This is a genomic window from Jiangella endophytica (assembly GCF_003427025.1).
Classification (GTDB): Bacteria; Actinomycetota; Actinomycetes; order Jiangellales; family Jiangellaceae; genus Jiangella; species Jiangella endophytica.
In genome coordinates this window covers 78,153-92,601 of sequence record NZ_QVAI01000011.1, presented here as the reverse complement: position 1 = coordinate 92,601, position 14,449 = coordinate 78,153, and the positions used below count along the sequence as shown (strand labels likewise).

17 protein-coding genes are annotated in these 14,449 nt (G+C 74.4%); 14 read left to right on the top strand and 3 right to left on the bottom strand.

Annotated features, from left to right (window positions below):
- Positions 1-21 precede the first annotated feature (21 nt).
- From rpmB to DZA62_RS21460, 6 genes are read left to right on the top strand one after another with little or no spacing between them, the layout of a single operon-like run.
- Positions 22-258: a 50S ribosomal protein L28 gene (gene rpmB / locus DZA62_RS21485; RefSeq protein WP_116950989.1), complete on the top strand. Its 237-nt coding sequence runs from the start codon at positions 22-24 to the stop codon at positions 256-258.
- Positions 259-564 carry a 30S ribosomal protein S14 gene (rpsN, locus tag DZA62_RS21480; protein WP_116950988.1) on the top strand — a complete coding sequence of 102 codons (306 nt, stop codon included), beginning with the start codon at positions 259-261 and terminating at the stop codon, positions 562-564.
- Positions 565-572: 8 nt separating this feature from the next.
- Positions 573-1,148: a hypothetical protein gene (locus DZA62_RS21475; RefSeq protein ID WP_116950987.1), complete on the top strand. Its 576-nt coding sequence runs from the start codon at positions 573-575 to the stop codon at positions 1,146-1,148.
- The gene (locus DZA62_RS21470; RefSeq protein WP_232827558.1) at positions 1,145-2,215 is read left to right on the top strand and encodes a FecCD family ABC transporter permease; all 1,071 of its coding nucleotides are present in this window, start codon (positions 1,145-1,147) and stop codon (positions 2,213-2,215) included. Before DZA62_RS21475 ends, DZA62_RS21470 begins: the two co-directional genes overlap by 4 nt.
- Before the next feature lies 1 nt (position 2,216).
- Entirely contained in the window at positions 2,217-3,008 is a 792-nt protein-coding gene (locus tag DZA62_RS21465; protein WP_116950986.1) for an ABC transporter ATP-binding protein, read from the top strand.
- Entirely contained in the window at positions 3,005-3,991 is a 987-nt protein-coding gene (locus DZA62_RS21460) for an ABC transporter substrate-binding protein (RefSeq protein WP_116950985.1), read from the top strand. The genes DZA62_RS21465 and DZA62_RS21460 overlap by 4 nt, the downstream gene beginning before the upstream one ends.
- A gap of 3 nt (positions 3,992-3,994) precedes the next feature.
- Here the strand turns inward: DZA62_RS21460 and DZA62_RS21455 are convergent, their stop codons facing one another.
- From DZA62_RS21455 to DZA62_RS21445, 3 genes are all read right to left on the bottom strand, one after another.
- Positions 3,995-5,170, bottom strand: coding sequence for an MFS transporter (locus DZA62_RS21455; protein ID WP_116950984.1), 1,176 nt, complete (start codon positions 5,168-5,170; stop codon positions 3,995-3,997).
- A 188-nt stretch (positions 5,171-5,358) separates the two neighbouring features.
- The gene (locus tag DZA62_RS21450) at positions 5,359-5,769 is read right to left on the bottom strand and encodes a DUF7144 family membrane protein (RefSeq protein ID WP_116950983.1); all 411 of its coding nucleotides are present in this window, start codon (positions 5,767-5,769) and stop codon (positions 5,359-5,361) included.
- Between the two features lie 228 nt (positions 5,770-5,997).
- Positions 5,998-6,723: an SDR family oxidoreductase gene (locus DZA62_RS21445; RefSeq protein ID WP_116950982.1), complete on the bottom strand. Its 726-nt coding sequence runs from the start codon at positions 6,721-6,723 to the stop codon at positions 5,998-6,000.
- A gap of 54 nt (positions 6,724-6,777) precedes the next feature.
- Between DZA62_RS21445 and DZA62_RS21440 the strand changes: the two genes are divergently transcribed.
- The 8 genes from DZA62_RS21440 (at position 6,778) to DZA62_RS21400 (ending at position 14,436) form a co-directional block, all read left to right on the top strand.
- Positions 6,778-7,125 carry a MerR family transcriptional regulator gene (locus DZA62_RS21440; RefSeq protein ID WP_116950981.1) on the top strand — a complete coding sequence of 116 codons (348 nt, stop codon included), beginning with the start codon at positions 6,778-6,780 and terminating at the stop codon, positions 7,123-7,125.
- Between the two features lie 402 nt (positions 7,126-7,527).
- Positions 7,528-8,511: an ABC transporter ATP-binding protein gene (locus DZA62_RS21435; protein ID WP_116950980.1), complete on the top strand. Its 984-nt coding sequence runs from the start codon at positions 7,528-7,530 to the stop codon at positions 8,509-8,511.
- On the top strand, positions 8,508-9,347 hold the full coding sequence (locus DZA62_RS21430) for an ABC transporter permease subunit (RefSeq protein ID WP_116950979.1): 840 nt from the start codon (positions 8,508-8,510) through the stop codon (positions 9,345-9,347). Before DZA62_RS21435 ends, DZA62_RS21430 begins: the two co-directional genes overlap by 4 nt.
- Before the next feature lie 53 nt (positions 9,348-9,400).
- Positions 9,401-11,437, top strand: a complete 2,037-nt coding sequence (locus DZA62_RS21425; RefSeq protein WP_157987816.1) for a hypothetical protein — start codon at positions 9,401-9,403, stop codon at positions 11,435-11,437.
- A 340-nt stretch (positions 11,438-11,777) separates the two neighbouring features.
- Positions 11,778-11,906 (top strand): hypothetical protein, encoded by a 129-nt coding sequence (locus DZA62_RS37285; RefSeq protein WP_269813912.1) that lies wholly within the window; start codon positions 11,778-11,780, stop codon positions 11,904-11,906.
- 35 nt (positions 11,907-11,941) lie between these two features.
- Positions 11,942-12,127: a hypothetical protein gene (locus DZA62_RS21410; RefSeq protein ID WP_116950976.1), complete on the top strand. Its 186-nt coding sequence runs from the start codon at positions 11,942-11,944 to the stop codon at positions 12,125-12,127.
- A 90-nt stretch (positions 12,128-12,217) separates the two neighbouring features.
- A complete protein-coding gene (locus DZA62_RS21405) occupies positions 12,218-12,403 on the top strand; it encodes a hypothetical protein (protein ID WP_116950975.1) in 186 nt (61 codons plus the stop codon).
- 113 nt (positions 12,404-12,516) lie between these two features.
- Positions 12,517-14,436: a TOMM precursor leader peptide-binding protein gene (locus DZA62_RS21400; RefSeq protein WP_232827567.1), complete on the top strand. Its 1,920-nt coding sequence runs from the start codon at positions 12,517-12,519 to the stop codon at positions 14,434-14,436.
- Positions 14,437-14,449 lie beyond the last annotated feature (13 nt).

Here is a 14,449-nt window from a genome sequence, read left to right as displayed (position 1 = left end):
TCCGCACAGGAAGGCACCACCATGTCCGCACGCTGCCAGGTCACCGGCGCCCAGCCGGGCTTCGGCCACTCGATCTCGCACTCCCACCGGCGCACCAAGCGCCGGTTCGACCCCAACATCCAGCGCAAGCGCTACTGGGTGCCGTCGCTGGGCCGCACCGTCACGCTCACCGTCAGCGCGCGTGGCATCAAGACCATCGACAAGCGCGGCATCGAGGCCGTCGTCGCCGGTCTCCGTGCCCGCGGGGAGCGGATCTAGATGGCCAAGCGCAGCAAGATCGCCAAGGATGCCCGCCGTCGCGAGATCGTCGCCCGCTACGCCGAGCGCCGGGCCGCGCTGAAGCGCGTCCTCGCCGACCCCGCCAGCACGGACGACGAGCGGGCGGCCGCGCGCCGGGCGCTGTCGCGGCAGCCGCGCGACGCCAGCCCCACCCGGCTGCGCAACCGCGACCAGATCGACGGCCGGCCGCGCGCCGTCTACCGCGCGTTCGGCCTGTCCCGGATCCGCCTGCGCGAGCTGGCGCACCGAGGCGAGCTGCCCGGCGTCACGAAGTCCAGCTGGTAGCCCCGCCGATGTCGACGGAGACGAGCTACGAGCGGCTCGCCGAGTTCCACGACCTGTTCATGACCGAGCCGTGGGAGCGGCTGGGCCCGCACGTCCGCGCCGCCTTCGCCCAATTCGGCGACGGCGCGGTCGTCGTCGAGGTCGTCGAGGTCGTCGCCGGTGCGGCGCCGGCCGATCTCGGCCTGCTGCCCGAGCGCGTCGACGGCTTCGTCTGCGCGCACGTGCTGGGCCATCTCGGCCGGGCCGACCGGCGCGGGCTGTTCGCGTGGCTCGGGTCGCGGCTGTGCGCCGGCGGCGCCGGCCTGGTCACGACGCAGCGCCCGGAGACCGGGCGGGCGGAGGTGGTCGAGACCCGGCGGCTCGGCGACTACGAGTACCGGGCGCACCACCTGGCCGCCGGCGCCCGGCACGAGTACACCAGCCTGTACGAGGTCCGGCAGGGCGACCGGCTGGTCCGCTCGTACCGGTTCACCGGCGACTGGCGCGTCCTCACCGCCCAGGACATCGCCGCCGACCTGCCGGCCACGCTCGCACTGGAGCCGGCCGGCGACGGTGTGGCGCTGGTCCGGCGGGCCGCCGCGTGACGGCCGAGGCGCCGCCGTCCGGCCGCGTCGCCGCGGACCGCGGGCTGCTGCTCGCGGCCGCCGGGCTGACGGCGGTGCTGCTGGTCTCGGTGCTGGTCGCGATCGGCATCGGGGCGGCGAGCATCGCGCCGGCGGACACCGCCCGGTATCTGTGGGCGGCGGTGACCGGCGGCTCGATCGGAGCGGACGAGGCCACGGCGTACCAGATCGTCTGGCAGATCCGGACCCCGCGCGTGCTGCTGGCGGCCGTCGTCGGGGCCGGACTCGCCCTGGTCGGCGTCGCCGTGCAGGCGATGGTCCGCAACGCGCTGGCCGACCCGTTCGTGCTCGGCGTCTCCTCCGGCGCGTCGGTCGGCGCGGTCGCCGTGATCGTCACCGGCGGGCTGGCCGCCCTCGGCATCTACGCGGTGTCGGCCGGCGCGTTCGCCGGCGCGCTGCTGGCGTCGGTCCTCGTCTACGCCGCGGCCACCGGGCGGGCGGGGATGAGCCCGCTGCGGCTGGTGCTCACCGGCGTCGCGATGTCGTTCGGCTTCCAGGCCGTGATGAGCGTGATCGTCTACTTCGCTCCGGACGGCGAGGCCACCAGCACGGTGCTGTTCTGGACGATGGGCAGCTTCGGCGCGGCCACCTGGGGCTCGCTGCCGGTGGTCGCCGCGGCGGTGGCCGTCGCGGTCGTCGCGCTGCGCCGGTCCGGGCGGCTGCTCGACGTGCTCGCTCTCGGCGACGAGACCGCCGCCAGCCTGGGCGTCGACGCGGGCCGGGTGCGGCGCGGGCTGTTCCTGCTGTCGTCGGTCGTGACCGGGGCGATGGTCGCGGTCAGCGGCGCGATCGGCTTCGTCGGCCTGATCCTGCCGCACCTGGTGCGCATGGTCGTCGGCGCCGGGCACACCCGGGTGTTCGCGGTCGCGCCGCTGGGCGGGGCGATCTTCATGGTGTGGGTCGACGTCGCCGCGCGAACGGTCGTCGCGCCGCGCGAGCTGCCGCTGGGCGCCATCACCGCGCTGGTCGGCGTGCCCGTGTTCGTGGCGCTGCTGCGCCGCCGCGGCTACCTGTTCGGGGGACGCTGACATGGACCTGCGGCTGGACCGCCTCACCGTCACCATCGACGGCGCCGACCTGGTGCGCGACCTCAGCCTCGACGTCGCCGACGGCACGGTCGTCGGGCTGATCGGCCCGAACGGCAGCGGCAAGTCGACGGCGCTGCGCTGCGTGTACCGCGCGCTCCGGCCGACCCGGGGCACCGTCTGGATCGGCGGCGACGACCTCGCCGGGCTGGGCCGCCGCGACGGCGCCCGCCGCATCGCCGCGCTCACCCAGCAGGGCGGCAGCGACCTCGACTTCACCGTCGAGGAGGTCGTGGCGCTCGGGCGGGCCCCGCATCAGCGCGGCAACCAGCCGCTCACCGCCCGCGAGCGGGAGCTGTGCCGGACGGCGATGCGTCGGCTGGACCTGCTGCACCTCGCCGGACGTGGCGTCCTCTCGCTCTCCGGCGGCGAGCGCCAGCGCGTGCTCGTCGCGCGGGCACTGGTCCAGGAGCCCCGGGTGCTGGTGCTGGACGAGCCGACCAACCACCTGGACGTCCGGCACCAGATCGAGCTGCTGGGCATGCTCCGCGGCGCCGGCCTGACCGTGCTCGTCGTCCTGCACGACCTCAACCTCGCCGCCGCCGTGTGCGACCGCATCGGCGTGCTCGACGGCGGCCGGCTGGTCGCCGCGGGCGACCCGGCCGGAGTGCTCACCGAGGCGCTGGTCCGCGACGTGTTCGGTGTCGCCGCGACCGTCGTCCCGCACCCGCTGACCGGCGCGCCGCAACTGCTCTACACCGTCACCGCCACCACTTCGGAGGGAACCCCGACATGACGACCCCGCACCGACGCCCCCTGATCGCGCTCGCCGCCGGCGCCCTGACCCTCGCCGCGTGCGGCGCCGAGGTGGAGACGTCCTCCGGCGACCGGACGGTGACCGTCGACCGCTGTGGTGAGCCGGTCGAGTACACGACGCCGGAGCGCGCCGTCGTCTACGAGGCCGGCAGCGCCGACAAGCTGTTCGCGCTCGGGCTGGCCGACCACGTGCACGGCTACGTCATGCCGCCGGCGAACCCACCGGTCGAGGAGTCGCCGTGGGCGTCGGACTACGCCGCGGTCGAGTTCCTCAGCGACGACCTGCTCAACCGCGAGCTGGTCGTCGACGCCGAGGCGGACTTCGTCGTGGCCGGCTGGAACTCCGGCTTCAGCGACCAGCGGGGCATCACCCCGGAAATCCTCGACGGCCTGGGCATCCAGAGCTTCATGCACACCGAGTCCTGCTTCAACTACCCGGGCTTCCCGGAGCGCGTCGAGCCGTTCGACGCGCTCTACGCCGACCTCGAGCGGCTCGGCGCGATCTTCGGCGTGCAGGACCGCGCCACCGAGCTCGTCACCGAGTACCGCGGCCGGGTCGACGCGGTGCGAGCGAACGCCCCCGAGGGCGGGCCGGTGCCGGTGTTCCTCTACGACTCCGGCACCGACCAGCCGTTCACCGCGGGCAGCCAGGTGCCGCCGAACCAGATCATCGAGTACGCCGGCGGCCGCAACGTCTTCGCCGACCTCGAGGCCCGCTGGACCCAGGTGAGCTGGGAGGCCGTCGTCCAGGCCGCGCCCGAGGTCGTCATCATCCTCGACTACGGCGACCAGCCGGCCCAGGAGAAGATCGACTTCCTGAAGACGTCGCCGATCACCAGCGGGCTGCCGGCCGTCGTCGCCGACCGCTTCTACGTGCTCGACTACAACGAGGGCATCAGCGGGCCGCGCAACATCGACGGCCTGGAGGGCTTCGCCGCGTATCTGCGGACGCTGCGGCTCTGAGGGTCAGCGGGCCAGGTTCCGCGTCGTCGGGACCAGGGCCGCGAGCGCCGGCGCCATGAAGCAGGCGGCGGCGCAGACCGCCAGCACGACCGTCGCCCCGGCCGCGTCCATGGCCGGGGCGAACAGCGCCAGTCCCATCGGCGCCAGGCCGTACGAGGCGAGGAAGTCCAGCGACGACACCCGGGCCAGCCGTGACGGCTCGACCTCGCGCTGGGTCGCGGTGAACCACAGCACGTTGAACACCTCGATGCCCAGGCCGGCGAGGACGTACGCCGCGACGACCCCGGCCGCCGGGACCGGCCCGAGCAGGCACAGGGGAGCGAAGCCGTAGCAGGCCAGCGCCGCCAGCGCGGTCCAGCCGGGTGCCCGCGGCCGCCAGCGCGCGATCAGCACCGCACCGGCCAGCGCCCCGGCGGTGTATGCCGTCAGCGCCGCGGCCAGCACCGCTTCGGTGTCGTAGCGGTCCCGGCTGACCAGCGGTAACGCGACCGCCGTCGCCGAGTATCCGGTGGCGATGACGATGGTCAGCGCGGCCAGTCCGGCGACGAACCAGGGGTGCCGCCGCGCCTCGCGGACGCCGTCGGCGAACTCGTACAGCACCGAGGTGTGCCGCGGGCCGCGAACGGGCGCGCCGGCACCGCGGGGCGGCAGCAGCGCAGCCACCAGCCAGAGCCCGCCGACGACCAGCAGCAGCCCGCTCGTCCCGGTGACGACCGCCGCGAGCGCCGTCAGCCCGGGCGCCACCAACGTCGTGACCCGCACCGCGAGGCTCATCGCCGCGTTCGCCCGCTGCCGCCGCTCGGGCGCCACGACCTCGGCGGTGAGCGCCTGGAAGGCCGGCCGGCAGGCACCCTGCCCGGCGCCGGCGACGGCCGCCCCGGCCAGCAGCAGGACGAGCGACCGGCCCAGCCCCGCCGCCATCACGGGGCCCGCTGCCGCGGCGGCCAGCCCGGACCAGAGCACGACGCCGCGGCGCGAGTGCCGGTCGGCCAGCACACCGCCGGCCGGCACCGCGGCGAGGAATCCCACGGTCCGGGCGCCGAGGGCCAGGCCGAGCTCGGTGCCGGTCAGCGCGCGGTCGAGGACGGCCAGCGCGAGCACGAACGGCAGCGCCCACGTGGCCAGGCCTGATGCGGTGGCGCCGACCCATAGCCGGACGAACGCGCGGTCGCGCAGCACCGGTCGCCTCCTCCGGCGCCAGACGAATGATAACGATTACTATATCGATACCCTCAGGGAGGCGGGCCATCGTGAGGCCTTCTGGTGCCTCACGAGGCATGCATGCCTGGTGGAGCGGGAGAACGCCTGGTGTTGTATGCGATTCCGAGCACACTGCCGCCCCGCCACGGACGATCGGACTCACTCGACTAGACGGCGCTCGCCTCCGCACCGTGCACGATCAGGGCGTAGATCACGATGGCGTCCAGCGCGATCACGACCAGCGCCCAGATCGGGTACACCGGCAGGATCGGCAGCTGGGCCAGGATGCTCAGGGCGGCGATCGCAGAGCCGAGTATCCGGCCCCAGAGCGCTCCGGCGAGCACGCCGGCGCCGGCGATCACCAGCAGCGCGCCCATGGCCACGTGGACCCAGCCCCAGGTGGTGAGGTCGACGACGATCAGCCGATCGCCGATGGCGGTGGTGAACTCGTCGTCGATCAGTGCCACCAGGCCCTGGAACCCCTGGAACAGTCCCAGGGTGACGAGCATGATGCCGCCGAACCAGACCCAGCCCACCCATCCGGTCACGGTCTGGCGGTCCGCCTCCTGCGATGCCATGACGCCTCCTCGGAGTCCCCGACGCCGGCCATCGTGGCGGCCGCGGCCGGTCGTGCCCTCACCCCAACCGGGTGAAGGCCGGTCCGGCTGCGAGGGTCCGGCCGGGCGGCGGCGACCTTCGAGCTACCGGTGACGGCTCCGCGTGACCAGCGCCGCCCGCGGCGCGGACGTCAGGAATGACACGCACGACCTGGGCCCACTCTGAGCATGCGGATACTGCGGGGGCGCTCAGACGACGCCCGCGCGGATCTCGTCGTACAGGACGGCGGGATCGCCGGCGAGCGACCGCTTGACGTGGGCGCTCCAATCGTCGGCCAGCACCTCGGCAGCGCCGGCCTCGAGACCGTCCAAGCCGGCTCGGACGGCGTCGGCGGGGTCGCCCTTGGGGCCGTCGTAGCCGGCGCTGAACTCGGTGTCGACGGCGCCGAGGTGCAGCCCTGTCACCAGCGTGCCCTGATCGGCCAGCTCCAGCCGGACACCGTTGGTGAGCGCCCACTGCGCCGCCTTCGCCGCGTGGTAGCCGTTCGTGCTGGGGTAGGCGAACCAGGACTGCGCCGACAGGACGTTGAGGACCGCGCCGCCACCGTTCGCGGCGAGCGCCGGGGCGAACGCCCTGACCATGGCGAGCGTGCCCCAGAAGTTGGTCTCCAGCTCCGCGCGGATGTCGGCGACGTCGCTGGTCAGCAGGCTGGTCCAGCGGCTGATGCCGGCGTTGTTCACCAGCAGCGTCACATCGCCGGCCCGCGCCGCCGCGGCCCGCACCGCCGTGTCGTCGGTGATGTCGAGCGGCAGCGGGACGACGCCCGGGAGATCGATGGTCTCGGGGCGGCGGGCGGCGGCGTACACGCGGGCCGCGCCGCGCCGGAGGAGCTGGCCGGCGAAGTGCCGGCCCAGGCCGCGGTTGGCGCCGGTGACCAGCGCGACCGCACCGTGGAGGGGGAAGGTCTGCGTCATGTGTGGAAGCTAGAACCTGACGCTGACGTGAGAGTCAAGTCCTGAGGAGGGCGCGTGCGCATCGGTGAGGTCGCGAGGCGGTCCGGGGTGAGTGTGCGTGCGCTGCGCTACTACGAGCAGCAGGGCCTGCTCGCCTCCGGCCGGACGTCCGGCGGTCAGCGCGACTACGACGACGACGCCGTCGGGCGGGTCCGGTTCTTCCAGCAGCTTTACGCGGCCGGGTTGTCCAGCCGCCGCATCGCCGAGCTGCTGCCGTGCGTCGACACCGGCACCACCACCGCCGAACAGCGCGCCATGCTCGACGACGAGCGCGCCCGCATCGCCGGCCGCATCGCCGAACTGCACGCCGCCCTCGGCCGCCTCGACGAGATCATCACCGCCGCCGACGCCCGCCGCGCTTGACCGTCTAAATCGACCGATATTGTCGGTTGAATTCCCGGCATCCATCCTTACTGTTAACTCTCCTTATAGTGAACATGATGTCGTCGGCTCTGTATCCGCGCTCGGGGTCTGGGGTGGAAATTGCGAGGAAATGGCAGGTGAAGAACAGATCCTCCGTGCGAGTCACCCCGGCTACGAAGAATTCTCATTCCAGGGGTTGTCTGCCCCGTTGCGGTCCGTTACGTTCAGTTCACAATCTCCCGCTGGTCCCAGATGACCTCTTTGTCATGAAAGGTCGTGGGGGTTCTTGGTCGGGCACGACCAGCCGGGTGACATTGGGCAAGGGGTGTGTCCGACGTCAGTGCCGTGGGTGATGTGACGGCGTAGCGCGCCTTGCGAAACATCGACGCGAGAGGCACCGCCATGACCCTCGATGCCGACGCCGGCGCCCGGTCCGACCGCACCGTCTCCAGTGTCCCGGTCGTGCGCGTCCGGGGTGTCACGAAGGCGTACGACGCCGTCACGGCGCTCGCCGGCGTTGATCTGGAGGTCGGCGGCGGCGAGGTGTACGGGCTGCTCGGCCCGAACGGCGCGGGGAAGACGACGCTGATGCGGGTGCTGCTCGGCCTGGTCCGCCCCGACGACGGCGCGGTCACCGTGCTGGGCCGGCCTCCGGGCGCGCCCGCCGCGCTGCGCTCGATCGGCGCGCTCATCGAGCGGCCCGCGTTCGTGCCGCACCTGTCCGGGCGCACCAACCTGCGCGTGCTCAGCCGGGCCCGCGGGCTGCGGGACGACGAGGCCGATCGGGTGCTCGGCGTCGTCGAGCTCACCGGTCGCGCCGACGACCGCTACAGCGGGTACTCGCTGGGCATGGGCCAGCGGCTCGGCGTGGCGGCGGCGCTGCTGGGCGACCCGCGGCTGCTCATCCTCGACGAGCCGACGAACGGCCTGGACCCCGAGGGCGTGGCGTCCATGCGGGCGCTGGTTCGCCGGCTCGGCTCCGACGGCACCACGGTGCTGCTCTCGTCGCACCTGCTCAGCGAGGTGCAGCAGGTCTGCGAACGGGTCGTCGTCCTCGACCGCGGCCGGGTCATCGCCGAGGACGCGGTCGACGAGCTGCGGCTGCGCGCCGGCGGCACCGTCCTGCGGGTCGACGCCGGGCCCGCCGATCGCGCCCGGGCCGTCCTCGCCGAGTTCGCCGGCGCCGATGCGGTGACGCCCGTGGACGACGACGACGGCGGCGGCGGGCCGGGCTGGCAGCTGCCGGTCGAGCCCGAGGACGTGCCGCGCCTGGTCCGCGCGCTGGTCGAGGCCGGCGTCGACGTGCACGAGCTGCGCCGCGAGCGCCGATCGCTCGAGGACGTGTTCTTCGCCCTGACCCGCGACGCCGAGGGGGAGTCCGCATGAGCGACGCCTTCGCCGCCGAGACCCTGCTGCTGCGCAAGCGGCTCGCCCCGGCCGTCATCGGGGGCACCTGGGTGCTGCTGGTGCTGATCTTCGCCTTCGGCGTGCCCTACATCGTCTACAGCACCCTCGACCCCGCCGACGGCGCCGGCGACCGTGCCGATCTGCTGGCCGTCCTCGTGCCGTCCGCCGTCGACAGCACGTCGGTGAGCAGCTACCCGCTGTTCGGCGGCGCGATCATGCTGATCCTCGGCGTGCTGATCACCGGCTCGGAGTACCGCTGGGGGACCTGGGGCGCGCGGCTGTCGCAGGGGCCGAGCCGGTCCACGGTGGTGCTGGCCAAGCTCGGCGCCGGTGTGCTCGCGGTCGCGGCGATCGCGCTGGCCGCCGCCGTCGCGTCGGTGCTCGCGTCGCTGGTCATCGCCGCGGTCGAGGGGCAGTCCGGCGGCCTGCCGCCGGTGCCTGACCTGCTCGCGTCGCTCGGCGCCGCACTGCTGATCTCGACCGCGTTCCTGAGCCTCGGCGCCGCGCTGGCCGTCGTGTTCCGCGGCACCAGCGTGGCCCTGGCGGTGGGCCTGGTGTGGACCCTGGGCCTCGAGAACGCCGTCGCCGGGCTGGCCTCGGTGATCGGTGCGCTCGAGCCGGTCCGGGCGGTCCTGCTCAGCTCGGCCAGCGGGTCCCTCGTCGCCGGTCTCGGCGCGCCCACTCAAGGCGCCGGCGGCACTCCGGGCGTCGTCGACCACCTCGGCGTGCCGGCCGCCTGCCTCGTCCTCGCCGCCTACATCGCCGTCAGCGCCACCGTCGCGGTGGTTCTGACGCGGCGCCGCGACGTCACCTGACCCGAGCGGCCCTCCCAGCCTGCTCCAGCCGACCGCAGACGACAGGAGTGACCTTGACCACCGACACGCCTGAGCTCGTCCGGCCCCGTATGCGCCGCGACGTCGCGTTCCTCGAGACGCTCGACGGAGTCTACGTGCGCGGGCACGACGACGCGTTCCTCATCCGCGGCGCGGGCGCCTACCGGTACCTGTCGGCGCTGCTGCCGCACCTGAACGGCAGCACGCCGCTCGCCGACCTGGTCGCCGGGCTGCCGCCGGCGCACGCCGACGCGGTGCGGTCGCTGCTGGGCACGCTGGCCGGCCGCGGGGTGGTCGTCGACGGCCCGGATCCGCTGGCCGGCCACGACGCCGGCACCGTCGCGCGGTTCGGCGGCCAGCTCGCGCTGCTGGACCACCTCGGCGACGACGGCACCGGCTTCGCCCGGGTGGCGGCCGCGCGGATCGTCGTGACCGGTGACGACCCGGCCGGGCTGGCCGACGCGCTGACGGCCAATGGCGCCGGCAGCGCCGGCGGCTCGGTACGCGTCGTCGGCGACGTCGCCGACACGGATCTCGACGGCGCCGACGCGCTCTGCCTGGTCGCCCTCGGCCGGCCGCATCACCGGTTGTTCGCGCTGGCCGCGGCCTGCCGGGCCCGTGGCGTCGCGTTCCTGCCGCTGCTGCGGGTGGGCGAGCGGCTCGTCCTCGGCCCATGGCAGGACGCCGGCGGCGCCGACCTGCACTCCGCCGCGCTGCGGATGAGCGACAACGGCGTCGACAGCGCCGCGGCGCTCTGGCAGGCCGCGATCGCCGGTCCGGCCGGTGCGCCGGCCTGGCCGCCGCTGCCCGGCACCGCGGTGCCGATGGCCGTCGGCCTGGCCGGCTTCGAGGTGTTCAAGGCGCTCTCCGGCACGGTGCCCAGCGACCTGGACGACGCCGTCGTGATCGTCGACCCGCACCGGCTCACCGTCACCCGCGAGCGGCTGGTGCCGCACCCGGGCTCACCGCTGGCGGTCCCGGCGGCCCCGGCCGCGGCGGACGACGGCGACGACGCGGACCAGCCGGCCGACGAGCGGGCGTACCGGCGGTTCGAGCCGGTCGTCGCCGACACCGTCGGCCTGGCCCGCCGGTTCGACGACGACGCCGCGGTGCAGATCCCGGTCAAGGTGGCCGGCCTCGTGGCCCCGGCCGTCGACCCGGAGCCGGTCGTCGCCTTCGGCGCCCAGTCCACTCTGCAGGCCCGGCTGATCGCGCTGGAGACGACCGCCGCTCGCTATGCGCTGCACCTGCACCGCCGGACCGGGCACCTGCCGGACCCCGCGCCCGGCGCCGAGGCGGTGCCCGCCGAGCGGCTGGCCGGCTGGCTCGGCGCCCCGGTACCCGCCCCCCGCTCGGTCGCCGCGGCCGACCTGGACGGCGGCGCGGCCCTCGCGATCGAGCGGTCGGCCGTCCTCGCCGGGCCGTGGGACCGCACGGCGGCCGTGTTCGAGCCGGCGCTCACCGGCCTCGCCGCCGCGCCGGACGCCGGCGAGGCCCGATGGCGTGCGCTGCTCGACGCCGCCGGGGCACTGTGCCTCACCTCGGTGGCCCGGGGTGGGCTCACGCTGCACCCGGTGCCGGCCACGCTCGCGGCGGCCGACCCCGACGCCGACCGGCGCGGCCACGTCGCGATGCTGCTGGGCGAGCTGGCCGCCGCCGGCGCCCGGGCCGACCTCTACGTGGCCGAGGCCGGGGCGGTCCCGGTCGCCGTCGTCCACGTCCGCGGTGGCGCGGGCCGCGTCGTCGCCCGGGCCGGCGCCTCCTGGGGCGACGCAGTCCGCGACGCGCTGCTCGAGGTGCTGGGGGAGCGACAGGTCAGCGGCACGCCGCTGGAGCGTCCGGCCGTGCCGCACGGCGTCGAGGCCGACCTCGCCGCCACCGCTCCCGGCGCCGCCGTCACCGACGCGGACCGGCTGCACCGCGAGGTCGGCACCGAGGACGTCCTCGCCGCGCTCGCCTCGACCGGGCACCGAGCAGCCGCCGTCGACCTCACGCCGCCGGACCTCGCCGGCGTGACCACCGTCGCTCGCGTTCTGCTGTTCACCGCTCGCACACCGGAGGAGACGCCGTGACCGCACTCACCACCGAACTGCTCGCCCTGGAGACCGCCACCTTCGAGGTGGAGGAGATCTCCGACGTCGCTCAGGACGCCGCCGGCTGGTGCAGCTCCAGCACCAGCACGTCGAGCTGCTCGTCGTGCAGCACGTCCAGCTGCTGCGGCTGCTCCAGCTGCAGCTGCAGCAGCACGAGCTGACTCGGACCCCGGTCTCCGCCCCCGGACCCGGGCGGCGGACCGCTCACACAGGGGAAGGGGGTGACACAGATGGCTCTGCGTGACGAGCTCCTCGTGCTCGAGACGGCCACCTTCGAGGTCGAGGACATCACCGACGTCGGGCAGGACGCCGCCGGCTGGTGCAGCTCGAGCTGCTCCTGCTCGAGCTGCTCCTCCTGCAGCACGTCGAGCTGCTGCTCGACGAGCACCAGCACGGGCTGCGGCGGCGGCTGATCCGCTGCCCACACGCCAGGTCCGCGTCCACGTGACGACCACCGCATCGACAACCGCGAAGGAGAGAACCATGTCGAACGCCACCCTGGGCCTGGAGCTGCTCGAGCTCGAGGCCGTGACCTTCGAGATCGACGAGCTCACCGACCCGTCGGTCGAGTTGGCCGCCACCAGCTCGTCCTGCAGCTGTTCCAGCTGCAGCTCGTGCAGCACGTCGAGCTGCTGCTCGTGCAGCACCAGCACGTCCAGCTGCGGCTGACGCCCTGAGACGGGGTGCTGCGGGCCACTCGCACTGGCCCGCAGCACCTCACCCGAGCGTACGTCCGCGTCCACCGCGAAGGAGAGATCCATGTCGAACGAGACCCTGGGCCTGGAGCTGCTCGAGCTCGAGGCCGTGACCTTCGAGATCGGCGAGATCAGCGACCCGTCGCTGGAGATGGCCGCCACCAGCTCGTCCTGCAGCTGTTCCAGCTGCAGCTCGTGCAGCACGTCGAGCTGCTGCTCGACGAGCACCAGCACGTCCAGCTGCGGCTGACGCCCTGAGACGGGGTGCTGCGGGCCACTCGCACTGGCCCGCAGCGCCCCACCCCGAGCCTACGTCCGCGTCTGCGTCCGACGACCCAGGAAGGTGCCGCCCTCGTGACCACCATGCAGGAGAACCGTCAGGCCGCACCGCCGGGTGACGCCGAGCCGGCCGCCGCGGCGCTGGCCCGGCAGCTGGCCGGCGCCCTGCCACCCGGCGCCGCCGCCCGGGTCGCGGCCATCGACGTCGCCGTCCTGGGGATACCCGGAGCGGAACAGCGGCACACGGCGCGGGTCGGCGACGGCGCTGCGCGGGTGGCGGTGCGCCGCTACGCGCACACGCTCGTCGTCGCCGCGACGCCCGGCGCCCCCGGCCCGTGCCCCCAGTGCCTCGACCGGCGCTGGACCGTCTGCCGCCCGGTCACCGAGCGGCGCATCCTCGACGAGCCGCACGGCGTGCTCGTCACCCCGGCCGCGCCGCTGCCCGCGCACGCCGTCACCGTCGCCGCGATGCTCGTCGCCGCGGCGTCGGCTTCGGTGAGCGGCCCGGGTCACCCGGTCTGGGAGCTCGACCTCACGACGACGGCGGTACGCCGGTACGGGCTGCTGCGCGACTCCGGCTGCCAGTGCTCGGCGCCGGCGCCGGACACCGCCGAGGGCGCCCGCGTCACGCCGGCGCCGACCCCGCCGGCCAGGCCCGGCGGCACCCGGTCGCTGGCGCCGGAGGACCTCGGCCTGCCCATGGACGCGCTGGCCAACCCGGTCTGCGGGATGCTCGGCGGGCCGGCCCTGCGCGCTTACCACGCGACGGCGACGGCGCCGGTCAGCGGCCACTTCGAGGTGCGCAGCAAGTACGGCCTGCACGAGATGTGGTGGAGCGGGCACGCCGAGAGCTACCAGCGCAGCGAACTGCTCGGCGCGCTGGAGGGCCTGGAGCGCGACGCCGGCCAGCGGCCGCGGCGCCTCGACGTCGCGCGTCGCGCCCGGGTCACCGAGCTCGACGAGCCCTACGTCGAGATGGAGCAGTGCGGGCTGTACGAGCCGGAGTTCTACGAGCGGCACACCGAGAAGTACGTGCCGTGGGAGCAGAACCCGCGGATTCCGTGGGTGTGGGGCTGGTCCCTGCGCGACGACCGCGCGCTGCTGGTCCCGGAGCAGATCGTCTACTACCTCGACCACCGCGAGGACCACCGCAACACCGTCCAGGAGTGCTCCAACGGCTGCGCCTCCGGCAGCTCGGTCACCGAGGCCGTGCTGCACGGCCTGCTCGAGCTGATCGAGCGCGACGCGTTCCTCCTCAGCTGGTACACCGGGCGGACGCCGGTGGAGATCGACCTCGACACCGTCGCCCATCCGCTGGTGCAGCAGATGCGGGCGCACGTCGACCTGCTCGGCTACGACCTGCGCTGCTTCGACATCCGCACCGACCTGGCGGTGCCCGCGGTCGGCGCGGTGGCGGTGCGGCGCGACGGCGGGCTCGGCACGCTGTGCTTCGCCGGCGGCGCCTCGCTGGACCCGGCCGACGCCGTCCGCGCCGCCGTCTGCGAGGTCGCGTCCTACGTCACCGGTTTCGACGAGCGGGTCCAGGCGTCGATCGAGCACACCGAGCTGATGGTGTCCGACTACCGGCACGTCACCGAGTTGGAGCACCACGCCCTGCTGTTCGGGATGCCGCAGATGGCCCCGCACGCCGACCACTGGCTGCGCCAGAGCGAGCGGACGCCGCTGGCCGACGTCTACGCCGACTGGACCACCGGCCGGCCGCCGGTCACCGACCTGCGCGACCCCGTCGCGGAGCTCACGGCGATGTTCGCCGACCGCGGCATGGACACCGTCGTCGTCGACCAGACGACGCCCGAGCAGCGGGCCCTGGGGCTGTCCACCGTGGCGACGATCGTGCCGGGCCTGATCCCGATCGACTTCGGCTGGCACCGGCAGCGGGTGCTGACGATGCCGCGCACGCTCTGGGCGCCCTACCGCGCCGGACACGTCGCGCGGCCCCTGCGCCCGGACCAGCTGCACCTCGTCCCGCACCCGTTCCCGTGAGGAGGGCCGCACC